Annotated in this window: 24 protein-coding genes and 1 pseudogene; 23 read left to right on the top strand and 2 right to left on the bottom strand. The window is 69.1% G+C overall.

Going from position 1 to position 23,736, the window contains the following annotated elements:
- Nucleotides 1-3: 3 nt before the first annotated feature.
- Entirely contained in the window at nt 4-1,050 is a 1,047-nt protein-coding gene (locus ACVBEQ_RS19965) for a polyprenyl synthetase family protein (RefSeq protein WP_447155057.1), read from the bottom strand.
- A 61-nt stretch (nt 1,051-1,111) separates the two neighbouring features.
- Here ACVBEQ_RS19965 and metF point away from each other — a divergent pair, with 61 nt between their 5' ends.
- The 12 genes from metF to ACVBEQ_RS19905 all read left to right on the top strand — a co-directional run bounded on the left by metF (nt 1,112) and on the right by ACVBEQ_RS19905 (nt 14,042).
- Nucleotides 1,112-1,999, top strand: coding sequence for a methylenetetrahydrofolate reductase [NAD(P)H] (gene metF, locus ACVBEQ_RS19960; protein WP_447155056.1), 888 nt, complete (start codon nt 1,112-1,114; stop codon nt 1,997-1,999).
- Nucleotides 2,000-2,002: 3 nt separating this feature from the next.
- Nucleotides 2,003-3,514 carry a potassium/proton antiporter gene (locus tag ACVBEQ_RS19955; protein ID WP_447155055.1) on the top strand — a complete coding sequence of 504 codons (1,512 nt, stop codon included), beginning with the start codon at nt 2,003-2,005 and terminating at the stop codon, nt 3,512-3,514.
- Nucleotides 3,511-4,038 carry a signal peptidase II gene (gene lspA, locus ACVBEQ_RS19950; protein WP_447155054.1) on the top strand — a complete coding sequence of 176 codons (528 nt, stop codon included), beginning with the start codon at nt 3,511-3,513 and terminating at the stop codon, nt 4,036-4,038. The genes ACVBEQ_RS19955 and lspA overlap by 4 nt, the downstream gene beginning before the upstream one ends.
- Nucleotides 4,039-4,075: 37 nt before the next feature.
- A complete protein-coding gene (locus ACVBEQ_RS19945) occupies nt 4,076-4,954 on the top strand; it encodes an RluA family pseudouridine synthase (protein WP_447155142.1) in 879 nt (292 codons plus the stop codon).
- 26 nt (nt 4,955-4,980) lie between these two features.
- The gene (locus ACVBEQ_RS19940; RefSeq protein ID WP_447155053.1) at nt 4,981-5,199 is read left to right on the top strand and encodes a ribbon-helix-helix domain-containing protein; all 219 of its coding nucleotides are present in this window, start codon (nt 4,981-4,983) and stop codon (nt 5,197-5,199) included.
- Entirely contained in the window at nt 5,196-5,546 is a 351-nt protein-coding gene (locus ACVBEQ_RS19935; RefSeq protein ID WP_447155141.1) for a type II toxin-antitoxin system PemK/MazF family toxin, read from the top strand. The genes ACVBEQ_RS19940 and ACVBEQ_RS19935 overlap by 4 nt, the downstream gene beginning before the upstream one ends.
- Before the next feature lie 18 nt (nt 5,547-5,564).
- Nucleotides 5,565-7,193, top strand: coding sequence for a glucose-6-phosphate isomerase (gene pgi / locus ACVBEQ_RS19930; protein ID WP_447155052.1), 1,629 nt, complete (start codon nt 5,565-5,567; stop codon nt 7,191-7,193).
- Between the two features lie 24 nt (nt 7,194-7,217).
- The gene (locus ACVBEQ_RS19925; protein WP_447155051.1) at nt 7,218-9,326 is read left to right on the top strand and encodes an alpha-1,4-glucan--maltose-1-phosphate maltosyltransferase; all 2,109 of its coding nucleotides are present in this window, start codon (nt 7,218-7,220) and stop codon (nt 9,324-9,326) included.
- Nucleotides 9,327-9,566, top strand: a complete 240-nt coding sequence (locus ACVBEQ_RS19920) for a LapA family protein (RefSeq protein ID WP_447155050.1) — start codon at nt 9,327-9,329, stop codon at nt 9,564-9,566.
- A 107-nt stretch (nt 9,567-9,673) separates the two neighbouring features.
- Nucleotides 9,674-9,913, top strand: a complete 240-nt coding sequence (locus ACVBEQ_RS19915) for a hypothetical protein (protein ID WP_447155049.1) — start codon at nt 9,674-9,676, stop codon at nt 9,911-9,913.
- 77 nt (nt 9,914-9,990) lie between these two features.
- Nucleotides 9,991-13,515 carry a DNA polymerase III subunit alpha gene (dnaE, locus tag ACVBEQ_RS19910; protein ID WP_447155048.1) on the top strand — a complete coding sequence of 1,175 codons (3,525 nt, stop codon included), beginning with the start codon at nt 9,991-9,993 and terminating at the stop codon, nt 13,513-13,515.
- Nucleotides 13,512-14,042, top strand: a complete 531-nt coding sequence (locus ACVBEQ_RS19905) for a DUF2567 domain-containing protein (RefSeq protein WP_447155047.1) — start codon at nt 13,512-13,514, stop codon at nt 14,040-14,042. Before dnaE ends, ACVBEQ_RS19905 begins: the two co-directional genes overlap by 4 nt.
- Here ACVBEQ_RS19905 and ACVBEQ_RS19900 read toward each other — a convergent pair.
- Nucleotides 14,005-14,700, bottom strand: a complete 696-nt coding sequence (locus ACVBEQ_RS19900) for an NUDIX hydrolase (RefSeq protein WP_447155046.1) — start codon at nt 14,698-14,700, stop codon at nt 14,005-14,007. The two genes, ACVBEQ_RS19905 and ACVBEQ_RS19900, sit on opposite strands and share 38 nt — an antisense overlap.
- A 49-nt stretch (nt 14,701-14,749) precedes the next feature.
- On the opposite strand from ACVBEQ_RS19900, the gene nadA reads away from it, so the two are divergent.
- The 11 genes and pseudogenes from nadA to ACVBEQ_RS19845 all read left to right on the top strand — a co-directional run.
- Nucleotides 14,750-15,745 (top strand): quinolinate synthase NadA, encoded by a 996-nt coding sequence (gene nadA / locus ACVBEQ_RS19895; RefSeq protein ID WP_447155045.1) that lies wholly within the window; start codon nt 14,750-14,752, stop codon nt 15,743-15,745.
- Nucleotides 15,742-17,385: an L-aspartate oxidase gene (locus tag ACVBEQ_RS19890; RefSeq protein WP_447155044.1), complete on the top strand. Its 1,644-nt coding sequence runs from the start codon at nt 15,742-15,744 to the stop codon at nt 17,383-17,385. The genes nadA and ACVBEQ_RS19890 overlap by 4 nt, the downstream gene beginning before the upstream one ends.
- Nucleotides 17,376-18,275, top strand: coding sequence for a carboxylating nicotinate-nucleotide diphosphorylase (gene nadC / locus ACVBEQ_RS19885; RefSeq protein ID WP_447155043.1), 900 nt, complete (start codon nt 17,376-17,378; stop codon nt 18,273-18,275). Before ACVBEQ_RS19890 ends, nadC begins: the two co-directional genes overlap by 10 nt.
- A gap of 4 nt (nt 18,276-18,279) precedes the next feature.
- Nucleotides 18,280-19,584: a histidinol dehydrogenase gene (gene hisD / locus ACVBEQ_RS19880; RefSeq protein WP_447155042.1), complete on the top strand. Its 1,305-nt coding sequence runs from the start codon at nt 18,280-18,282 to the stop codon at nt 19,582-19,584.
- A complete protein-coding gene (locus ACVBEQ_RS19875) occupies nt 19,581-20,684 on the top strand; it encodes a histidinol-phosphate transaminase (RefSeq protein WP_447155041.1) in 1,104 nt (367 codons plus the stop codon). Before hisD ends, ACVBEQ_RS19875 begins: the two co-directional genes overlap by 4 nt.
- Nucleotides 20,684-21,289, top strand: a complete 606-nt coding sequence (gene hisB, locus ACVBEQ_RS19870; RefSeq protein ID WP_447155040.1) for an imidazoleglycerol-phosphate dehydratase HisB — start codon at nt 20,684-20,686, stop codon at nt 21,287-21,289. Before ACVBEQ_RS19875 ends, hisB begins: the two co-directional genes overlap by 1 nt.
- The gene (locus ACVBEQ_RS19865) at nt 21,286-21,447 is read left to right on the top strand and encodes a hypothetical protein (RefSeq protein ID WP_447155039.1); all 162 of its coding nucleotides are present in this window, start codon (nt 21,286-21,288) and stop codon (nt 21,445-21,447) included. The genes hisB and ACVBEQ_RS19865 overlap by 4 nt, the downstream gene beginning before the upstream one ends.
- A gap of 7 nt (nt 21,448-21,454) precedes the next feature.
- Entirely contained in the window at nt 21,455-22,087 is a 633-nt protein-coding gene (gene hisH, locus ACVBEQ_RS19860; RefSeq protein WP_447155038.1) for an imidazole glycerol phosphate synthase subunit HisH, read from the top strand.
- A 10-nt stretch (nt 22,088-22,097) separates the two neighbouring features.
- Complete coding sequence (locus tag ACVBEQ_RS19855) at nt 22,098-22,796, top strand: hypothetical protein (RefSeq protein ID WP_447155037.1); 699 nt, start codon at nt 22,098-22,100, stop codon at nt 22,794-22,796.
- A 21-nt stretch (nt 22,797-22,817) separates the two neighbouring features.
- Nucleotides 22,818-23,363, top strand: a complete 546-nt coding sequence (locus ACVBEQ_RS19850) for a DinB family protein (RefSeq protein WP_447155036.1) — start codon at nt 22,818-22,820, stop codon at nt 23,361-23,363.
- A 150-nt stretch (nt 23,364-23,513) separates the two neighbouring features.
- Nucleotides 23,514-23,736, top strand: a pseudogene (locus ACVBEQ_RS19845) (hypothetical protein); the annotation flags it as partial.

Raw genomic sequence — 23,736 nt, 5'->3', positions numbered from 1 at the left:
CAGCTAATGACGCCGCGCCGTGGCGGCGTGCGCCAACTCGGTCAGCCGCCGCCGGGCCGCGTCGTTGACCCCGCCGATCGCCGCCAAGCCGGCGTCGACCAGTTCCCGGATGTGCTCCTCCTGACGGTCGACGGCACCTGTTCCGTCGATGATCGCCGCGAGCCGTGCCGGGTCGGCCCCCGGCGTGCCGATCCCGGTATCCAGTTCGGTCAGCAGCGGGTCGCCGATCAGGGCGGCCCTGGCGGTGGCCAGCAGCAGGGTGCGCTTGCCCTCGAGAAGATCGTCGCCCGCGGGTTTCCCGGTCACCGCGGGATCACCGAACACCCCGAGCAGGTCGTCGCGCAACTGGAAGGCCACCCCGATGTCCGCTCCGTAGGTGCGCAGGGCCGCGACGGTTTGCGGGTCCGCCCCGGCCAGCACCGCGCCCAGCTGCAGGGGTCGCTCGACGGTGTAGGCGGCGGTCTTGAACCTGTTGATGCGCAACGCATCCGAGGCCTGCTCTGCCGGGTCACGGCCGGTCGACGCCGTCACCAGCAGATCGAGCAACTGCCCGCCCAGCACCTCGGTGCGCATCGAGCGCCAGATCGGCAGCGCCCGATCCAGCGCGCCCAGCGCCTGCGCCCCCGCGGCGAAGAGGTCGTCCGCCCAGGCCAGCGCGAAATCACCGAGCAGGAGCGCGGCCGACACCCCGAAGTGCTCGGAGTTCCCGGCGAGCCCGGAGTCGGCGTGCAGCTTGGCCAGCGCGCGATGGGTGGCCGGCCGGCCGCGCCGGCGTTCGGACCGGTCGATGATGTCGTCGTGGATCAGCGCGCAGGCCTGGATCAGTTCCAGCGCCGCAGCGACCGTCAGCAGGGCAGCATCATGGTCACCGCCGGAGGCGGCCGACCAGCCACAGAACAGGAACTCGGGCCGGATCCGTTTGCCCCCGTCGGTCACGAACGCGATCAGCAGATCGACGCTGTCGGCCAATCGTGGGTCGATCGCGAGCAGCTCGGCGCGGCGCACCGCGAGCTCGGTGGCGAGAACTTCCTGCAGGCGGTCCGGGTTCACGGGTCCAGTTTGCGCGAGGTCGGTTCATCCGAACGTGATCGGGCCCGGTTAAGCTCCGCCAATGCCAACAGTCTCGGAACAGCTCGCTGCCCCGGGACCGCACTTCTCGGTGGAGTTCATGCCACCCCGCACCGACGCGGACGAGGACGTCCTGTGGACGGCGGTCCGGCGGCTCGAACCCCTGCGGCCCGCGTTCGTGTCCGTGACGTACGGGGCCGGCGGGTCGAAGCGGCAGCGGACCATCCGCGTCACCCAGCGGATCGCCGAGGAGACCACGCTGGTCCCGGTCGCACACCTGACGGCCGTCGGCCACTCGGTCGCCGAGTTGCGTCAGGTGATCGGCGCCTACGCCTCCGTCGGGGTGCGCAACATCCTGGCCCTGCGCGGTGATCCGCCCGGTGACCCGCTCGGCGAATGGGTGGCACACCCGCAGGGGCTGCAGTACACCAGCGAACTGGTCCGGCTGACCCGCTCGCTCGGCAACTTCTCGGTGGGTGTCGCCGCCTATCCGGACAAGCACCCGCGGTCGGCCGACCTGGACTCGGACACCGCGTTCCTGGTGGCGAAGATCCGGGCGGGCGCCGACTATGCGATCACCCAGATGTTGTTCTCCGCAGAGGACTACTGCCGTTTGCGCGACCGGATGACGGCCGCCGGGGCCGACGTGCCACTGCTGCCCGGGATCATGCCGATCACCTCGTACGGCCGGCTGATGCGAATCCACGAGCTCTCCGGTCAACGGATCCCGGCCGACCTCGCGGAGGAGCTGCAGCAGGTCAAGGACGACCCGGCCGCCGGGCGGGCCGTGGGGATGGCGCATGCCGTGCGGATGAGCGAGGAGCTGCTCGCCGCGGGCGCGCCGTGCCTGCACTTCTACACGTTCAATCGCTCGAAGGCGACGATCGAGGTCCTGAGTGCGCTCGGCATGACGCCGGCGCTGCGTCGCTGACAGATGGACCTGAGCCTGAACACACCCGAGGGTGCCTTCGGCATCGCCTCCCTCGTGTTGCTGCTCGCGCTGATCGCTGTCCGGCTGTCCAGCCGGCTCGGGATGCCGTCACTGCTGCTGTACCTGGGCATCGGGATGGTCCTCGGCATCGACAGCTTCGGCATCATCGACCTGCAGAACGCCCTGCTCACCGAGCAACTCGGCTTCGTGGCACTGGTCTTCATCCTCGCCGAGGGCGGGCTCACCACCCGGTGGGACAACGTCCGCCCGGCACTGGGTCTGGGCATCTCGCTGGCGACCGTCTCGGTCGTGGTCTCGATCGCGGTGGCCGGCGCGGGTGTGCATTTCCTGCTGGGGTACGACTGGCGGACGTCGTTGCTGTGGGGTGCGGTGCTCTCCAGTACCGACGCCGCGGCGGTGTTCTCGGTGCTCCGCGGCATCGGCGTCAAACCGCGGCTGTCCGCGGCGCTGGAGCTGGAGTCCGGGCTGAACGACGCGCCGGTGGTCATCGCGGTGGTACTGCTGGCCAGCAGCACCGAGATCACCTGGGTCGACCCGTTGCTGGTGGTCTACGAGCTGATCGCCGGTGCGGTGGTCGGCGCAGGCATCGGCTTCGCCGGCGCCTGGCTGCTTCGCCGGGAGGCACTGCCCGCCGCCGGCCTGTACCCGCTGGCCACCATCGCGCTGATCGGGGGCGCCTACGCGATGGGCACCGTGGCGCACGCGTCCGGCTTCCTGGCCACCTACGTCGCCGCCGTGATCCTGGGCAACTCCCGGCTGCCGCACCGGGCGTCGACGTTGTCGTTCGCCGAGGGGCTCGGCTGGCTGGCGCAGATCGGCCTGTTCGTCATGCTCGGGCTCTATGTGGAGCCGAGCAGGCTGCCCGCCGCCCTGTTCCCCGGTATCGCGATCGGGCTGGTGCTGCTGCTGGTCGCCCGACCGCTGTCCGTGCTGGCCGCCGCAACACCGTTCCGGGTGCCATGGCGCGATCAGGCGTTCCTGTCGTGGTCCGGGCTGCGCGGCGCGGTGCCGATCGTGCTGGCCACCATCCCGCTGCTCAACGGGGTGCCGTCGGCGGAGAAGCTGCTGGACGTCATCGTGGTGGTGGTGGTGATCTTCACCCTGCTGCAGGGCACCAGCCTGCCGTTCGTCGCCCGGAAGCTCCGGGTGATCCAGGGCGGCGAGCCGCTGGAGATCCAGCTGGAAGCGGCACCGCTGGACGAGATGAATGCGCACGTCCTGCAGGTGACCATCCCGCAGGACTCGCGGATGCACGGCGTCTACGTCTCGCAGCTGCGGTTGCCTGCGCCCTCGACGATCGGGTTGCTGCTGCGCGACGGGGAGCCGGTCGCGGTCACCCCGACCGTGCGGCTGCAGTCGGGCGATCAGCTGCTGATCGTGGCTCCAGAGCGGGTTCGCGCCGCCACCGAACGGCGGTTGCGGGCGGTCGGCAGGGGCGGTGCGCTGGCGGGCTGGTTCGGTGAGCGGGGCAATCCGGGGACAATGGGACAGTGACCGAAACCCTCCAACCCCGCAAGGTGGGGCTGCTCGCGGCCATCGCGACGACCGTCGTCGTCCTGGATCTGGTCAGCAAGATCATCATCGTGGCGACCGTGCAGCCGAATCAGCCGGTCCGGCTGCTCGGCGGGCTGGTCTACCTCTCGCTGATCCGGAACCCCGGCGCCGCCTTCTCACTGGCCACCGGGATGACCTGGCTGCTGGCGCTCGCCGCGATCGGCGTCGTCATCGTCATCATCCGGATGGCGCCGCGGCTGCGGTCGACCCCCTGGGCGGTCTCGCTGGGCCTGGTGCTCGGCGGCGCGATCGGCAATCTGATCGACCGGATCTTCCGCGCGCCGGGCTTCCTGCAGGGTCACGTCGTCGACTTCGTCTCGGTTTTCGGGCCCAACGCCGAGTACTTCCCGGTCTTCAACGTGGCCGACTCGGCCATCACCATCGGCGGGATCAGTCTCGTCATCACCGCGCTGCTCGGTATCGACTTCGACGGCACCTCCACCAGGAAGGCCAAGAGTGCCTGAGGTACGAAGACTGCCCGTCCCCGACGGGCTGGCCGGCATGCGCGTCGACGCCGGGCTCGCGAAGCTGCTCGGGATGAGCCGCACCAGCGTCGCCGCGATGATCGACGGTGGCGGGGTGCTGGTCGACGGATCCGCCGCGATCCGTTCACTGCGGCTGACGCCGGACAGCTGGCTGGAGATCACCCTGCCCGAGCCCGAGCGGCCGGCGACGGTGGTCCCGCAGACCGTCGACGGCCTGACGATCCTGTACCGCGACGCCGACATCGCGGTGGTCGACAAGCCGGCCGGGGTCGCCGCACACCCGAGCCCCGGCTGGACCGGCCCGACGGTGCTGGGCGCGCTGGCCGGGATGGGGATCCGGACCAGCACCTCGGGGGCCGAGGAACGCCGCGGCATCGTGCACCGGCTCGACGTCGGGACCACCGGGGTGATGGTGGTCGCACTCAGCGAGCGGGCGTACTCGGTGCTGAAGGACGCTTTCCGGGACCGGACGGTCGACAAGATCTATCACGCTGTCGTGCAGGGACACCCCGATCCCAGTTCCGGGACCATCGACGCCCCGATCGGCCGGCATCCGTCGTCGGACTGGAAATTCGCGGTCGTCGCGGGCGGCCGGGAGAGCATCACCCACTACGAGACCCTCGAGGCGTTCCCGTCGGCCAGCCTGCTGCAGATCCACCTGGAAACCGGTCGCACGCACCAGATCCGGGTGCATTTCGCCGCCACCCGGCACCCGTGTGTCGGTGACCGCACCTATGGTGCGGACCCCACGCTGGCCGCCAGGCTCGGCCTGACCCGACAGTGGCTGCACGCCCGCACCCTTGCCTTCGCGCACCCGGAGGACGGACGCCGGGTGGAGTTCACGAGCCCGTACCCGGCCGACCTCGCCCACGCGCTCGAGGTGCTGTCCCGGTGACGGTGCTACCGCGGTAGCATCACGGTGTGAAACTGAGCATCAGCCTGCCCGACGACGACGTGGCCGCGTTGGACGAGCACGCTCGCGCAATGGGCTTGGCGTCGAGGTCGGCCGCAATTCATCAGGCGATCCGGCTGCTCCGACGGTCCGGGCTCGAGGAGGAGTACGCGGCCGCGTGGGAAGAATGGGACAACTCCGGCGACCGTGAGGCCTGGGAGTCTGCGGCCACCGACGGGCTGGCCTGATGCGCCGCGGGGAGGTTCGGATCGTGGATCTGGACCCGGTTCGAGGCAGTGAGGCCAACAAGCGTCGGCCCGCTGTCATCGTCAGCAACGATCGGGCGAACGCCGCCGCCGAACGCTCGGGTCGAGGAGTGGTCACCGTCGTGCCGCTGACCACCAACACCGCCAGGGTTTTCGCGTTCCAGGTGCTGATCCCCGCCGAATCCGGCGGTTTGCGCACGGCTTCCAAGGCCCAGGCCGAACAGGTCCGATCGATCGCGTACGAACGTCTGGGGCCTGCGCTCGGTCAGTTGCACGCCCCGCTCATGGCGGAACTCGACCAGGCCCTGCGCCTACACCTCGACCTGTAGGCCGGTAGGTTCTCGCGCATGACGACACCTCTGCGCCGACGCGGGGCGTACCGAGCTCTCGAACAGCATGTCGAGAGCGTGCGCGGCCTGACCATCAAGGAATTGTTCGCGACGGATCCCACCCGCGGGACGGCGCTGACCCTGGAGGCCGAGGGTATTTACCTGGATTACTCCAAGCACCGGGTGACCGCCGAGACCATCGCACTGCTGGTCGATCTCGCACAGGAGTCCGGTCTGGTCGAGCTTCGCGAGAAGATGTTCGCCGGTGAGCACATCAACATCACCGAGGACCGCGCGGTGCTGCACGTGGCGCTCCGGGCGCCGACCGGCGAGGTGATCGAGACCGACGGGCGCGATGTCGTCCCCGACGTCCACGAGGTGCTCGACCGGATGCGCGCGTTCGCCGACCGCGTCCGGTCCGGGGAGTGGAAGGGGCACACCGGCAAGCGGATCAGGACCGTCGTCAACATCGGGATCGGCGGGTCGGATCTTGGCCCCGTGATGGCCTACGAGGCCCTGCGGCACTACAGCCAGCGCGACCTGGACTTCCGCTTCGTCTCCAATGTCGACGGCACCGACTTCGCCGAGAAGACCCACGATCTCGACCCGGCCGAGACGCTGTTCATCATCTCCTCCAAGACCTTCACCACCCTGGAGACGATGACCAACGCGGGATCGGCGCGCGACTGGGTGCTCGCCGCGCTCGGCGACGACTCGGCCGTGGCCAAGCATTTTGTGGCGGTCTCCACCAACGCCCAAGCGGTCAGCGGGTTCGGCATCGACACCGCCAACATGTTCGGGTTCTGGAACTGGGTGGGCGGCCGCTACTCCATGGAGTCCGCCATCGGGCTGTCCACCATGATCGCCATCGGACCGGACAACTTCGACCAGCTGCTGGCCGGTTCGCATGCCGTCGACAATCATTTCCGGACGGCCCCGCTCGAGCACAACCTGCCGGTCCTGATGGGCCTGCTGACCTTCTACTACACGAATTTCTTCGACGCGCAGACCCAGGCGGTGCTGCCGTACGACCAGTACCTCAACCGTTTCCCGGCCTACCTACAGCAGCTCACGATGGAGTCCAACGGCAAGTACGTCACGCTGGACGGCACCGTGGTCGACTACCCGACGTCGCCGGTCTACTGGGGCGAGCCGGGCACCAACGGCCAGCATTCCTTCTACCAGCTGATCCACCAGGGCACGCTCACCATCCCGGTCGACTTCATCGCCTTCGCGCACTCACTCAACCCGCTGGGCGATCACCACGACTACCTGACGTCGAACGTCTTCGCGCAGGGCGAGGCGCTCGCCTTCGGCAAGACCGCCGAGCAGGTGCGGGCCGAGGGCACACCCGAGAACCTCGTGCCGTTCAAGGTTTTCGAGGGGAACCGGCCGTCGTCGACCTTCCTGATCGACCGCCTGACCCCGTACGTCCTCGGTCAGCTGGTCGCGCTGTACGAGCACAGCGTGTTCACCCAGGGAGCGGTCTGGTCGATCGGTTCGTTCGACCAGTGGGGGGTCGAGCTCGGCAAGCAACTGGCCCAGCGCGTCATCCCCGAACTGCAGTCGACGCAGGAGCCCGACCTGCAGCACGACAGCTCGACCAATGAGCTGATCCGCAGGTACCGGGCGGCGCGCAGCGGCTGACGCCCTTTTGGGTACCTTCTTCGCGTGACCACTGCCACTCCCAAAGACACTGCCACTCCAAAGACCGCAGCCACTCCGAAGAAGCCAGCCCGTCGCACCCCCGCCAAGAAGGCACCCGCCGCACCGCCACGGATCCCACCCACAGCCGGGTCGCGCAAGCTGGGGCGGATCCCGGTCGCCGACGTCTTCCCGACCGTGGACGAAGGCACCCGGCCGTCCAAGTCGGTGGTCGGGGAGGAATTCGACGTCACCGCGACGGTGTACCGGGAGGGCCACGACGCGGTGAACGCGACGGTGGTGCTGACCGCCCCGGACGGCAGCACGACCTCGCTGCCGATGACGTGCGTCAACCCGGGTCTGGACCACTGGACCGCGACCGTGAGCGCGCCGACCACCGGCAGGTGGTCCTACCGGGTGGAGGGCTGGTCGGATCCTTACGGCACCTGGCACCACGACGCCGTGATCAAGGTGGCGGCCGACGTCGACACCGAGATGATGCTCGAGGAGGGCGCCAGGGTCCTCGAGCGGGCGGTCGCCGAGGTGGACCGTACCCCGGAACAGCAGGCCCCGCTGCTGGACGCAATCGGCAAGCTCCGCAACACCGACCATTCGCCGGGAAACCGCCTGGGCGCGGGCATCTCGCCGTGGGTGGTGCACGAACTGGAGGCCAGGCCGCTGCGCGACTACGTCACGCCGAGCCCGGACTACCCGTGGCTGGTCGAGCGCGAGCGGGCACTGTACGGCGCGTGGTACGAGTTCTTCCCGCGGTCGGAGGGCGCCCGTTTCGACGAGACCACCGGGCTCTGGCAGAGCGGGACGCTGCGCACCGCCGCCGAGCGGCTGAACGCCGTCGCCGGGATGGGTTTCGACGTCATCTATCTCACGCCGGTGCACCCGATCGGCACCATCAACCGCAAGGGCCCCAACAACACCCTGGTCGTCGGTGAGCACGATCCGGGCTCGCCGTACGCGATCGGGTCCGCCGACGGCGGGCATGACGCCATCCATCCGGAACTGGGCACGTTCGAGGACTTCGACTACTTCGTCGCCCGGGCCGGGGAGCTGGGGCTCGAGGTCGCCCTGGACCTGGCGCTGCAGTGCGCGCCGGACCATCCCTGGGTGACCACTCATCCGGAGTGGTTCACCACCCGCAACGACGGCACGATCGCCTATGCCGAGAACCCCCCGAAGAAGTACCAGGACATCTACCCGCTGAACTTCGACAACGATCCCGAGGGCATCTACGCGGAGGTCCGCCGGGTCGTCCAGGTCTGGATCGACCACGGGGTCAAGATCTTCCGCGTCGACAATCCGCACACCAAGCCGGTGGAGTTCTGGGAGTGGCTGATCGGTGACGTGGCCCTTGATCATCCCGAGGTGATCTGGCTCGCCGAGGCGTTCACCAGGCCGGCGATGATGCACGGGCTGGGCAAGATCGGCTTCCAGCAGTCGTACACCTACTTCGCGTGGCGCAACCAGAAATGGGAGCTGGAGGACTACTGCCAGGAACTCGCCCGGGATTCGGCGCACTACATGCGGCCGAGTTTCTGGCCGACCACCCACGACATCCTGACGCCGTACATGCAGACCGGCGGCCGGGCCGCTTGGAAGCTCCGGGCGGCGCTGGCGGCCACCCTGGTGCCCACCTACGGCATCTACGCCGGCTACGAACTGATGGAGAGCGAGCCACGGCCGGGCGTTCAGGAGCAACTGGACAACGAGAAGTACCAGTTCAAGGACCGGCACTGGGAGGACTACGACGAGTACGGGGCGAAGGCGGGGCAGTCGATCGCCCCGTACCTGTCGCTGATCAACCGGATCCGCCGCGAGCACCCGGCGTTGCACTGGCTGCGGAACCTGCGCTTCCACAACGCCGAGAACTCCAACGTGATGGTGTTCTCCAAGAGCCGCGGCAACGACACGATCATCGTCGTGGCGAACCTGGATCCGCACCAGAATCAGGCGTCCTGGTTCCATCTCAACATGCCGGACATCGGTCTCGGATGGGATGATTCGTTCGAAGCGCACGATCTGGTCACCGGTGCGACGTGGCACTGGTCCCAGCACAACTGGAGTTGGCTCGGCCCGGAGTCGGAGCCGGTCCACATTGTTCAGGTGAGGCGGTATCAGTAGATGACCGAGTATCCCGGGGGCGCTGCTCCCGCCAAGAAGAGCGGGCTCAGCGGCCGGGCGATCGGCGGTCTCGTCATCGCCGCGCTGGTCGTGGTCTTCATTGCCATCAACCGGGATCAGGTCGAGGTGTCCTTCGTCTTCTTCAGCGCCACCATCGCACTCTGGGTGGCGCTCACCATCGCGGCCGTCGGCGGCCTGCTCGCCGGCTTCCTGATTGGGCGCAGGCGCTACAAGCCTTAACAGGTCCTTGGTCCCTTGTCGCTCCATGCGTGCTCAACAAGCATGGAAGGCGGGTCTGACAGCGTCGTCAACCTGATATTGACGCCGTCATTCCGAGGGAGATTGCAGTGAACGATAAGGATTACCAGCACTGGATGACGACGGTGGAGGCGGCGGCCCGCGAACCGCGGGTCGCCCACTCCCGGGTCGTCCATGAACTCGACAGGCTTGCCGAGCACCTCGTCGGCGAAACCGCGCCCGAGGCGCAGCAGGTGAAGATGCACGTCCAGCAGTTGCTGACCCGACTGGCTCCGGAACGACAGGACGTCACGCTGTACGCCGAGCGGTACTGCAACGGCGGGCGGTAGAACTCGCGGGCGGCGGCGCGCCCGGGGCTGTCGGGAATCAGTGATAGAAACGAGCCTGCCTATGTGGAAGGGGCTCGGTGTCCACTACTGATTCGTTCGTTCACCTGCACGTGCACACCGAGTACTCCATGCTCGACGGGGCCGCCCGGCTCGGCAAGCTGTTCGAGCGCACCGCCGAGATGGGCATGCCCGCGCTGGCGATGACCGATCACGGCAACGTCTTCGGCGCGCACGACTTCTACCGCCAGGCAAAGGCCGCGGGCGTCAACCCGATCATCGGCATGGAGGCCTATCTCACGCCGAACACCTCGCGGTTCGAGCGCACCAGGGTGCGCTGGGCCGACGGCGGTGATGACGACGTCTCGGGTGCCGGTGCCTATACGCACATCACCCTGCTGTCCGAGTCCACCGCGGGCATGCACAACCTCTTCCGGCTGGCCTCCAGGGCGTCGCTGGAGGGTTTCTTCTACAAGCCGCGCGCCGATCGGGAACTGCTCGCCCAGTACTCGGACGGCCTCATCGCCACCACCGGCTGCCCGTCCGGCGAGGTGCAGACCTGGCTGCGGATCGGCGACTACGCCAAGGCGCGCGCCGCGGCCGCCGAGTTCAGGGACATCTTCGGCAAGGAGAACTACTTCCTCGAGCTGATGGACCACGGGCTGTCCATCGAGACCAGGGTGCGGGACGGCCTGCTCCGGCTGGCCAGGGATCTGCAGCTGCCGATGGTCGCCACCAACGACCTGCACTACACCGACGCGGCGGATGCCGACACCCACGAGGCGCTGCTCTGCGTGCAGTCCGGCAAGACCCTGGACGACCCCAACCGGTTCAAGTTCGACGCCCGCGACTTCTATCTCAAGTCACCGGCCGAGATGCGCGCGCTGTGGGACGGCAAGTACCAGCTGCGCGAGGCCTGCGACAACACCCTGCTGATCGCCGAACGGTGTTCTGTCGACTTCGACGAGTCCTCTTCCTACATGCCCCGGTTCCCGGTGCCGGAGGGGGAGACCGAGCAAACCTGGTTCGTCAAGGAGGTCGGCCGCGGTCTCACCGCCCGGTTCCCCGACGGCATCCCGCCCGAGGTGCAGAAGCAGGCCGACTTCGAGGTCGGCGTCATCACCCAGATGAACTTCCCCGGCTACTTCCTGGTGGTCGCCGACTTCATCAACTGGGCCAAGGACATCGGGATCAGGGTCGGCCCCGGCCGCGGGTCCGGCGCGGGTTCGATGGTCGCGTACGCGATGCGGATCACCGACCTGAACCCGTTGCAGCACGGGCTGATCTTCGAGCGCTTCCTGAACCCCGACCGTGTCTCGATGCCCGACTTCGACGTGGACTTCGACGAACGCCGGCGCGGTGACGTCATTCGCTACGTCACCGAGAAGTACGGCGACGACCGGGTCGCGCAGATCGTCACCTACGGCACCATCAAGGCCAAGCAGGCCGTCAAGGACTCCGCCAGGGTGCTCGGCATGCCGTTCTCCGTCGGCGACCGGATCACCAAGGTGATGCCGGCGCCGGTGATGGGCAAGGACGTCTCGCTGGCCAAGATGTTCGAGCCGTCCGACCCCCGGTACAACGAGGCCGGCGAGTTCCGGGCGCTGGTCGACACCGACCCCGATGTCCGCAAGGTCGTCGAGACCGCGCGCGGGCTCGAGGGTCTCAAGCGCCAGTGGGGTGTGCACGCGGCCGGCGTGATCATGTCGTCGGAGCCGTTGCTCGACCTCATCCCGATCATGAAGCGCGAGCAGGACGGCGCCGTGATCACCCAGTTCGACTACCCGACGTGCGAGAAGCTCGGGTTGATCAAGATGGACTTCCTGGGGCTGCGCAACCTCACGGTCCTGGACGACGCGCTGATCAACATCAAGGCCAACCGCGGCGAGACGGTCGTGCTGGAGGACCTCGCCCTCGACGACCAGAAGACCTTCGACCTGCTGGCCCGCGGCGACACCCTCGGCGTCTTCCAGCTCGACGGCGGTCCGATGCGCGCCCTGCTGCGGTCGATGCGCCCCGACAATTTCGAGGACATCTCCGCCGTCGGCGCGCTGTACCGGCCGGGCCCGATGGGCGCGAACTCGCACAACGAGTACGCCGACCGCAAGAACAAGCGCAAGCCGGTCATCCCAATCCATCCCGAACTGGCCGAGGCGCTGTCCGAGATCCTCGGCGACACATACGGTCTCATCGTCTACCAAGAGCAGGTCATGGCGATCGCGCAGCACGTCGCCGGGTACTCGCTCGGCGCCGCCGACCTGCTGCGGCGCGCGATGGGCAAGAAGAAGAAGGCCGAACTGGACGCCCAGTTCGAGAAGTTCTCCGGCGGCATGGCCGAGCGCGGGTACTCGAAAGCCGCGGTCAAGACGCTGTGGGACATCCTGCTGCCGTTCTCCGACTACGCCTTCAACAAGGCGCATTCCGCGGCGTACGGGCTGATCTCCTACTGGACGGCGTATCTCAAGGCCAACTACCCGGCCGAGTACATGGCCGCGCTGCTGACCAGTGTCGGTGACGACAAGGACAAGATGGCCATCTACCTGGCGGAGTGCCGGTCGATGGGCATCAAGGTGCTGCCACCGGACGTCAACACCTCGGTCCGCGACTTCGCCCCGGTGGGCACCGACATCAGGTTCGGGCTGTCCGCGGTCCGCAACGTCGGCACCGGGGTGGTTGCCTCGATCGTCGCCTGCCGCAAGGAGAAGGGGCCGTACAGCGACTTCTACGACTTCCTGGAGAAGGTCGACCAGGTCGCTTGCAACAAGAAGGTCGTCGAGTCGCTGATCAAGGCCGGCGCCTTCGACTCCCTGTCGCACCCCCGCAAGGGACTGCTGATGGAGCACGCCCGGGCGATCGACGAGGTGCTCGGGTTGAAGCGGGCGGAGGCGATCGGCCAGTTCGACCTGTTCGGCGAGATGAGCCAGGAGGAGAAGGGCGGCTCGTTCCGCGGCAGCGTCCCGGACACCGAGTGGGACACCAAGCTGCGCCTGGGTTTCGAACGGGAGATGCTCGGCCTGTATGTCTCCGGTCACCCGCTGGCAGGGGTTGAGCACATCCTGTCGTCGCAGTCGGACGCCTCCATCCCGGACATCCTGGACGGCACCGTTCCGGACCGTGCCGTGGTGACCGTCGGCGGCATCCTCACCGGCCTGCAACGGCGGCTGACCAAGAAGGGCGATCCCTGGGCGTCGGCGACGTTGGAGGACCTGGCCGGCGGCGTGGAGGTCGCCTTCTTCCCGAAGGTCTACCTGGACTGCTCGCTACTGCTCGCCGAGGACGCGATCGTGCTGGTCAAGGCGCGGGTCGCGCGCTCGGAGGACCGGCTCTCACTGCACGTGCAGCAGGTCGTCGTCCCGGATCTGTCGGCATCCGCGGGCAAGGGCCCGGTGCAGGTCAGCATCAACGCGTCGCGCTGCACCCCGCCGGTCGTCGACCGGCTGCGTGACGTCCTGCAGGCGCACCCCGGGACCACGGCCGTGCACCTCAAGCTGCTCAACGGCGCGAAGGCCACCACCCTGAAACTGGACGACGGGCTGCGGGTGACACCGACCTCGGCGCTGATGGGCGATCTGAAGGCGCTGCTCGGGGCAGACTGTCTGGCATGAGACGCGCCGTCCTCGCCATCCTCGGGGTGTGCGTCCTGGTCGGTGTCCTCCAGGGCGTGCTCTGGGCGTTCCTGGCTCCGGGGATCCCGTACAAGGTGCTGGCCGACGGCCGGTACGGGGGACTGCCGACCACCTCGACCTACCACTTCGTCGACGTGGCCGTCTTCGCACTGTCCGGCGCGGTGATCGGGATCGTGCTGGCGGTCGCGCTGTGGCAGGTGCGATCGGTGCGCGGCTGGCAGGCCCTCGTCGCACTGGTCGGCGGATCGCTGCTCGGGGCGCTGATCGCCTGGGGGATCGGCATTCTCGTGGCACCCGGGACTGATCCCGCGACGGTCGGTCCGAGCACGGCGGACTCCATCGTCACCGCGCCGCCGACCACCGGCACCATCCTGGTGGTGCTCGCCCAACCCGCCCTCGCCGCCGCGGTCTACACGTTCCTGGTCGCCTGGAACGGGCAGCCCAACCTCGGTGTCACACCGGTCGATTTCACAGGGGCGGTCGGAACGCCGCGAACGGATCCGTGACCCGGAGCTCGCCGATGGTGAACCGGTACATCGCGGCGGGCCGCCCCCCGCTGGGGCCGGACGCCGCGGTGGTGCCGGTCGGCTCCAGCATCCCGCGCCTGGTCAGGATGCGTTGCAGGTTGGTCGGGTCGACGTCATGGTCCAGTGCGGTCGCATAGACCCGTCTGAGTTCGGCGATGGTGAACTCCGCCGGCGCCAGCGCGAACCCGATGTTGGTGTACGACAACTTCGCCTGCAGCCGCCGGTAGGCCCGGTCGACGATCACCCCGTGGTCCAGCGCGGTCGGCGGTAGGTCGGCCACCGGATGCCAGCGGGTGTCCTCCGGAAGGTGAGGGTCCGCGCCCAGGGGAACCAGGCCGAGGAAGCCGGTGGCCATCACCCGCGCCCCCGGCACCCGTTCCGGATCGGAGAACACCCCGATCTGCTCGAGGTGCGCCACCCTGGCCAGGTCGACCTTCTCCGCCAGCTGCCGGGACGCGGATGCGTCGACGTCCTCGTCACCCAGAACGGTGCCGCCCGGCAGCGCCCACCGGCCCGCGTCGGGCTCCCTGGCCCGCTGCCACAGCAGCACCTGCAGCGACGGCCGTCCCTCGCCGTCGGGTCGGACGGTGAAAACAGCTGCCAGCACCTCGACAGCGGAACTGCTACCATTGGCCACGTTATCGATTGTAAGTCGAAAACCTCGGCTTCGCCCAGGAAGGGCTTCCATGACCGCACCAGTACTGACGGGCGCACCCGGCGACGTCGCCGAATGGGCTCGGCAGGTCCGTGAACTCGCGGCACAGCGGGACGCGGTGATCCTCGCGCACAACTACCAGGTGCCGGAGATCCAGGACGTCGCCCACCACGTCGGCGACTCGCTCGCGCTGTCCCGCATCGCGGCCACCGCGCCGCAATCCACCATCGTGTTCTGCGGCGTGCATTTCATGGCGGAGACCGCCAAGATCCTGTCCCCGGAGAAGACCGTGCTGATCCCGGACGCGAACGCCGGCTGCTCGCTGGCCGATTCGCTGACCGCCGACCAGTTGCGGGCCTGGAAGGCCGAGAACCCCGGCGCTGTCGTCGTTTCCTACGTCAACACCACCGCTGAGGTGAAGGCCGAGACCGACATCTGCTGCACGTCGTCCAACGCCGTCGACGTCGTCAGGTCCATCCCGGCCGACACCCCGGTGCTGTTCGGGCCCGACCAGTTTCTCGGCGCGCACGTCCGCCGGGTCCTCGGCCGGGACAACATCTCCGTCTGGGGCGGCGAGTGCCACGTGCACGCCGGCATCAACGGCGCGCAGCTGAGCGCACAGGCGAAGGCGCACCCCGACGCCGACCTCTACATCCACCCGGAGTGCGGCTGCGCGACCAGCGCGCTGTACCTGGCCACCGCCGGTGCCGTCCCCGCCGACCGGATCAAGATCCTGTCCACCGGCCAGATGGTCGACGCCGCACTGGTCAGCACGTCGCGACAGGTGTTGGTGGCCACCGAGATCGGGATGATCCACCAGTTGCGCAAGGCCGCCCCCGGTGTCGATTTCCGCGCCGTCAACGAACGTGCGTCCTGCAAGTACATGAAGATGATCACGCCGGTCAAGCTGCTGACCTCGCTGCTGGAGATGCGCGACGAGGTCGTGGTCGACCCCGACATCGCCGCCCGTGCGCGCGGCGCGGTGGAACGGATGATCGCAATCGGGCAGAGCGGCGGCGGCGAATGACGCCGCTGAGCGCCGCCGCCGGCGCCCTGCTGCCGTCCTGGGAGGCAGAGGCCGACGTGGTCGTCGTCGGCACCGGCGTCGCCGGGCTGACCGCCGCACTGACCACCGCGGCCGAGGGTCTCTACGTCCTGCTGATCACCAAAGGCCAGCCCGACGAGGCCAGCACCCAGTGGGCGCAGGGCGGTGTCGCCGTCGTCCGTGACGAGCGCGACCCCGGCGACTCGGTCACGCACCACATCGAGGACACCCTGGTCGCCGGCGCGGGCCTGGCCGACCCCATCGCCGTCGACCTCATCCTCACCGACGGCCCGGACGCGGTGCAGCGGTTGATGGATCACGGCGCCCGGTTCGATGCCGGACCGGACGGGCTGCTGCGCACCCGGGAGGGCGGCCACTCCGCCAACCGGGTCATCCACGCGGGTGGCGACGCCACCGGCGCGGAAATAGAGCGCGCGCTGCTCGCCGTCCGCGGCCTGCCGTCCGTGCTCGCCGGACACCAGGCGCTGGACGTGGTCCTCGACGGCTCCGGCCGGGCTCGCGGACTGTCCGTCCTCGCCCCGGACGGGACCGTCGGGCTGATCCGCAGCGACGCCGTCGTGCTGGCGACCGGCGGCGCCGGCCATCTGTACGCGGCCACCACCAACCCCGGTGTCGCCACCGGCGACGGCCTCGCGATGGCGCTGCGCGCCGGTGCCGCGCTGGCCGACACCGAGTTCTTCCAGTTCCACCCGACGGTGCTCTGGACCGGCCCCGGCGATCTGGGGCACCGCCCACTGATCACCGAGGCGGTCCGCGGCGAGGGCGCGGTGCTGATCGACGGCGCCGGCGCGCGGATCATGCCGGGCGTCCACCCGCTGGCCGACCTGGCTCCGCGAGATGTGGTGTCACTGGCCATCTCCCGCCGGATGGGACTGGCGCCCGGCGGCATCGGCGACCACGTCTACCTGGACGCGACCGGGATCGCCGGCGACGTTTTCGCCCGTAGGTTCCCGACCGTGTCAGCCGCCTGTGCGCTGGCCGGGGTCGATCCGTCGACCCAGCCCATTCCGGTGGCCCCCGCCGCGCACTACCACTGCGGCGGCATTTTGACCGACCTGGACGGCCGGAGCACCGTGCCCGGGTTGTTCGCAGTCGGCGAGGTCGCCCGTACCGGCCTGCACGGCGCGAACCGGCTGGCGTCCAACTCGCTGCTGGAGGGGCTGGTGATGGGCGAACGCGCCGCGGCAGCGATCGGCGCGGACGTGCTGCTCGCCCGTTCCCGCCCGGCGGAACTGATCCTGACCCCGGTCCCCGGGGCGGACCCGGCCGGCCGGACCGAGTTGCAGGCCACCATGAGCCGGGCGGCGGGCATCGGCCGCGATCTGGTCGGGTTGCTCGCGGCGCGGTCCACCGCTACCCGGCTCGGTGCCGCGCCGACCACCGTCGCCGACCGGTGGTCCGTCGAGACCGCCAACCTCGCCCTCGCCGGGGCGGCGTTGCTGGCCGCTGCCGAGGTCCGGGCCGAATCCCGCGGCTGCCATGTCCGCAACGACCACCCGGACAGCCTGCCGGTCTGGGAGCGGTCGGTCCTGGTCCGTGCCGTCGACGGCCTGATCAGCACCGACGTGGCGGACCTCCGGACGGCCGTGGCATGGGCCTGACCGAACAGACCCGTCTCGCGCTCGCCGAGGCCGGGCTCGCCGCCGACGAGGTCGCCGCGCTGATCGACCGCGCGCTGTCCGAGGACCTGCGGGACGGCCCGGACGTCACCACCGACGCCACCGTTCCCGCAGATCAGCTCAGCGTGGCCAACATCACCCCGCGATCGGCCGGTGTACTGGCCGGCGGGCCGGTGGCGATGGCCGTGTTCGAGACGGTCTCGTTCACTGCGGAGTTCGAGCAGTTGGTGGCCGAGGGCGGCCGGCTGATTCCCGGCGTTCCCGCCCTTGCGGTGGCCGGCCCGACCGCCGGCATCCTGACGGCCGAACGGACGGCGCTGAACCTGCTGACCCACCTGTCCGGGATCGCGACCGCCACCCGTGCCTGGGTGGACGCTGTCGCCGGCACCGATGCGCGGATCCGGGACACCCGCAAGACGCTGCCCGGACTTCGGCTGCTGGAGAAGTACGCGGTGCGCTGCGGCGGCGGGGTGAATCACCGGATGAGCCTGGGTGACGCTCCTCTCATCAAGGACAACCACGTCGCGGCGGCCGGCTCCGTCCACGCCGCCATCGAAGCGGTGCGGTCGCTCAACCCCTCCATCCCGCTCGAGGTGGAGGTCGACAACCTGGACCAGCTGGCGGAAGCCATCGCGGCCGGCGCGGAACTCGTTCTACTGGACAACTTCTCGACGGCGGACACCGTCGAGGCCGTTTCCGTCGTGCGTTCGTCGGGCCGGCCGGTGCTCCTCGAGGCCTCCGGTGGGCTCAGCCTGGATCGGGCCGGCGAGGTGGCGGCGACGGGCGTCGACTTCCTCGCGGTGGGCGCGTTGACCCACTCCGCGCCCGCCTTGGACCTGGGTCTGGACCTGGTTGCCCAGCCCTTACCCTGAACCCATGCTGCAGCGGATCGACCTTCGCTCCGGACTCGGCGACCTGCGCGCCGTGCTGCCGCGGGCGGCCGTGAACATCGGAGCCGCCGCATCCTCGGTGGAACCCCTGATCCAGGACGTTCGCGAGCGGGGTTCAGCGGCCGTGCTGGACGCGGCCGAGCGGTTCGACGGTGTCCGGCCCCGCTCGCTGCGGGTTCCGGCCGACGTGCTCGCCGGCGCGCTGGAGTCCGTCTCCGCGTCGGTCCGGGCGGCGCTCACCGAGTCCATCGCCCGCGCCCGGGTCGGCCATGCCGCGCAACTGCCCGTCGAGCGGGTCACCGACATCGCTCCCGGCGGGACCGTCACCCAGCGCTGGGTACCGGTGCGCCGGGTCGGTCTGTACGTCCCCGGCGGCCTCGCGCTGTACCCGTCGAGCGTGGTGATGAACGTGGTGCCGGCGCAGGTGGCCGGTGTCCGGGCGATCGCTGTCACCTCGCCGCCACAACGGGACAACGACGGCTGGCCCGATCCGAACGTACTGGCGGCGTGCGCGCTGCTGGGAGTCGACGAGGTCTACGCGGCCGGCGGTGCCCAGGGGATCGCCCTGCTGGCGCTGGGCGCGGTCGACGTCGACGGCACCCCGATCGAGCCGGTGGACGTCATCACCGGGCCGGGCAATGTCTACGTCACCGCCGCCAAACGACTGCTGCGCGGCACCGTCGCGATCGATTCCGAGGCCGGTCCGACCGAGATCGCCGTCGTCGCCGACGATTCGGCCGACCCGGTTCACGTTGCCGCGGATTTGATCTCGCAGGCAGAGCACGACCCGGTCGCGGCGTCGGTGTTGATCACCACCTCTGTCCTGCTGGCCGATGCGGTCGATGAGCTTCTGCTGCAACGGGTTCCGCTGACCAAGCACCACGACCGTGTTCGCGAGGCGCTGTCGGGACAGCAGTCCGGGACGGTGCTCGTCGCGTCGATCGACGACGCGATCGCTGTTGCCGACGCCTACGCCGCGGAGCACCTGGAGATCCAGACCAGGGATGCCGCCGCGGTCGCCGGCCGGATCAGCAACGCCGGTGCGGTCTTCGTCGGTTCCTATTCGCCGGTGTCGCTGGGCGATTACTGCGCGGGCTCGAACCACGTCCTGCCCACCGGCGGCTCGGCACGTTTCACCGCCGGGCTCAGCGCCATGACGTTCCTGCGGCAGATGCAGGTGATCGACTACTCCCGCGACGCGCTGGCCGCAGTCGCCCCGCACGTGCTCGCGTTGTCCGACGCCGAGGATCTGCCGGCGCACGGCGAAGCGGTATCGGCCCGGTTCTCATGATCGGGGTGGACGTCACGCTGGCGGACCTGCCGCTGCGTGCGGATCTGGTCGGGAGATCGCCGTACGGCGCACCGCAACTGGACGTTCCGGTGCGGATCAACACCAACGAGAACCCCTACCCGCCATCGGCCGCGCTGGTGGCGGACCTCGCCGCCTCGGTCGCGGCCGTCGCCGCCGATCTCAACCGGTACCCGGACCGGGACGCGGTCGCGCTGCGGGAACAGTTGGCGCAATATCTGTCCCGCTCGACCGGCCTTGATTTGTCGAGCGCGAACGTCTGGGCCGCCAACGGTTCCAACGAGATCCTGCTGCAGATCCTGCAGGCCTTCGCCGGCCCCGGCCGCACTGCACTGGGCTTCGAGCCGTCGTACTCCATGCACCCGATCATCGCCTCCGGCACCCGGACCAGCTGGCTGTCCTGCCCGCGCCGCGACGACTTCAGCGTCGATGTCCCCGCCGCCGCCGCGATGATCGCGGAGCGGGCACCCGACGTGCTGTTCATCACCAGCCCGAACAACCCGACCGGCGGATCCCTTCCGCTGCAGGACATCCGCACCCTGGTGCGCGCCGCACCCGGCATCGTGGTGATCGACGAGGCGTACGCGGAATTCAGCGATCGTCCGAGCGCCATCGGGCTGATCGACCAGTTCCCCGCGCAGTTGGTCGTCGTGCGCACGATGTCGAAGGCATTTGCGTTCGCCGGCGGCAGGCTCGGCTATCTGGCGGCCGCACCGGCCGTCATTGACGCATTGCTGTTGGTGCGCCTGCCGTATCACCTCTCCACGCTGACCCAGGCTGCCGCTTCCGCCGCGCTGCGGCACGCCGACGACACGTTGGCCTCGGTCGCGCACCTGGTCGCGGAACGCCGCCGGGTGACGTCGGTCCTCGTCGATCGGGGGTTCGAGGTCATCGAATCCGACGCGAACTTCCTGCTGTTCGGTCACTTCGATGACGCCGCTGCGACCTGGCGGCAGTACCTCGATGCCGGAGTGTTGTTGCGGGACATGGGGATTCCCGGTTACCTGCGGGCGACCATCGGGACCGATGCGGAGAACGATGTGTTGCTGAACGTGAGTTCCAGGCTCAAGGAGATGGCGTGATGGTCGGCGAACGTCGGTCCCGAATCGAGCGCACGACGAGCGAGTCGTCGGTGGTGGTCGACCTCGACCTGGACGGCACCGGGCAGGTGGAGATCTCCACCGGCGTCAGGTTCTACGACCACATGCTGACGGCGTTCGGGGTGCACGGCAGCTTCGACCTGACGGTGCGGTCCGTCGGCGACGTCGACATCGACGCGCACCACACCGTCGAGGACACCGCGATCGTGCTCGGCCAGGCCATCGGCCAGGCGCTCGGCGACAAGGCCGGCATCCGGCGGTTCGGTGACGCCTTCATCCCGATGGACGAAACGCTGGCGCACGCCGCGGTGGACGTCTCCGGCCGGCCGTTCTCCGTGCACACCGGGGAGCCCGATGCGATCCTGGGGTTCATCGTCGGCAACAACTACCCGGTGGTGCTGAACCGGCACGTGTTCGATTCGCTGGCCTTCCACGCCCGGATCGCGCTGCACGTGCGGGTGATCTACGGCCGCGATCCGCACCACATCTGCGAGGCGCAGTACAAGGCGATCGCCAGGGCGCTGCGGCAGGCGGTGGAGCCCGACCCGCGGGTGCAGGGCATCCCGTCGACCAAAGGCGTGCTGTGAGCCAGTTGCTGCCGATCCTGCTGCTCGCCCTGGGCGGGTTCCTGGTGGGCGGGGTGCTGGCGCTGCGGAAGAAGTCGATACCGGCCGCTGTTGTGCTGGGTGTCTTCGCCGCCGGGTGCATCGTCGGCGGCATCCTGTGGCTGATCGGGAAGTCGTGACGCGGCGATGAGTGGTGTTGTGGTGCTGGACTACGGGTCCGGCAATCTCGCCTCCGCGGAGCGGGCGCTGCGCCGGACCGGTGCCGATGTCGTGGTGACCGACGATTTCGACGCCGCGCTCAACGCCGACGGGCTCGTCGTCCCCGGGGTCGGCGCGTACGAGGCCTGCATGACCGGGTTGTCCGCAGTCCGTGGTCAGCGGATCATCGACCGGCGGGTGGCCGGTGGCCGGCCGGTGCTGGGCATCTGCGTCGGGATGCAGATCCTGTTCGACCGCGGGGTGGAGCACGGCGTCGAGACCGACGGGGTCGGGGAGTGGCCGGGCACCGTCGAGCGACTGCAGGCGCCGATCGTCCCGCACATGGGCTGGAACACCGTGCAACCCGGCGAGGGGTCGGTGCTGTTCGAGGGGTTGGACCCGCGGACCAGGTACTACTTCGTGCATTCCTACGCCGTCCGCCGCTGGGAACTCGAGGTCTACGGGCGGTTCAGCGCACCGGTGGTGACCTGGGCGGAGCACGGCGGCGACCGGTTCGTGGCAGCCGTCGAGAACGGCCCGTTGTCCGCGACCCAGTTCCACCCGGAGAAGTCGGGTGACGCCGGCGCCGAGGTCTTGCGACGCTGGGTGGCCACGCTCTAGTCTCGAACACATGTTCGATCAACGCAACCAGGTGCTCCATGAGTTGCGTCATCGAATGGACGCGGCTGTTCCTGAGACCGGAGCCGTATTGCCGGTCGCCGCGCCGCTCGCCGCCGTTCTGCCCCGCGGTGGTCTGGCCCGCGGTTCGGTGGTCAGCGTCCTCGGTCAGGGTGCCACCAGTCTGCTGTTCACGCTGCTGTCCGGTCCGCAGGACGCCTGGTCGGCGCTGGTCGGGATGCCCGGCATCGGCCTGCTGGCGGCCACCGAATTCGGCATCGACCTGGACCGGATTGCCGTCATCCCCGAGCCGGGACCCGATGTGCTGCAGGTGTTGTCGATCCTGGTGGACGGGGTCGACATGATCGCCGTGGCGCTTCCGGCCACCGCGCGGCCCACCCCGTCCCGACAGCGGGTGCTCACCGGGCGGCTCCGCCAGCGCGGCGCCGTGCTGCTGGTGATGGGACCGTGGCCGGGTGCCGATCTCGTACTCACCGCCCGCTGGGTGGGCTGGACCGGGCTGGGTCGCGGACACGGCCGGCTCCGGGATCGTGAGCTCGTCGTCGAGGTCGGCGGTCGGGGGGCGGCCGCCGGTCGCGCCGGACAGGCCGCTTTGTTGATGCGCGCCGGGCGGACCAGCATCGAAGTCGCCGCGGCGGTGGATCCGATGCAGGTTCAACCGGGCTACGAACCGGTGGCCCACGTGGGATAAGTATCTCGACAGGAGGTCGACATGAACTGGACCGATGAGCTCGACAAGCAACTGAGCTGGCACTGGGAGAACCACCTGCGTCCGCGGTGGGACGGACTCGGTGACGACGAGTACTTCTGGGAGCCCGTTCCCGGGATGTGGAGCGTCCGTCCCCGCGGCCAGGGTGTGGCAGAGGTCGCCGCCGGTTCCGGGGACTTCATCATCGATTTCTCCTTTCCCGAACCGTCGCCGGCGCCGGTGACCACCATTGCCTGGCGGATCGGCCACCTGCTGGTCGGCGTCTTCGGTGCCCGGCTGGCCCAGCACTTCGGCGGTCCCGCCGTCGGTTACGACTCCTACGACTACCCGTCCACGGCCGCCGATGCCCTCGATCGCATCGACAGCATGTACGCGGACTGGATCGCGGGCGTCCGGTCACTGGACGCCGATGGGTTGCAGCAGCCGTGCGGCGAGTACGGCTTCGAGCAGGACCCGATGGCCGCGCTGGTCCTGCACATCAACCGCGAGGTCATCCATCACGGCGCGGAGATCTCCCTGCTCCGGGATCTGTACGCCTGGCAGCACTGACCGGTCGTTTCTGGGATCGGGGCGTTTCCGCGGGAACGTTTTCGCTGCTGTTTTCTCATCACTGCCCAGCCCGGGACGACTGTTTTCGTCGGCTGTCGGTGCCGTGGTCTACTCTCGAACATGTGTTCGATTGAGGGTAGGGGATGGCAGATGATGGGGTTCCAGGCAGGCGACGACACCGTCGATGACGACGGTGGTGATGGTGATCTGTCGTTGATGTGGCAGAGCGCCCCGCAGCGCCGTCGGCGGCACGGTGAACCCCCTCCTTCACCCTCACCCTTACGGGTATCCCCGTTCCCGACCCCGGTGGTGCCGGTTGTTCCGGTGATGCCGGTGGATCCGCCGGGTGCTGTGCCGTTGGAGGATCTGGAGG

It is taken from the genome of Nakamurella sp. GG22 (assembly GCF_052976845.2).
Note: the sequence above shows the minus strand (reverse complement) of the source record. Positions and strands in the feature narration are given on the sequence as shown.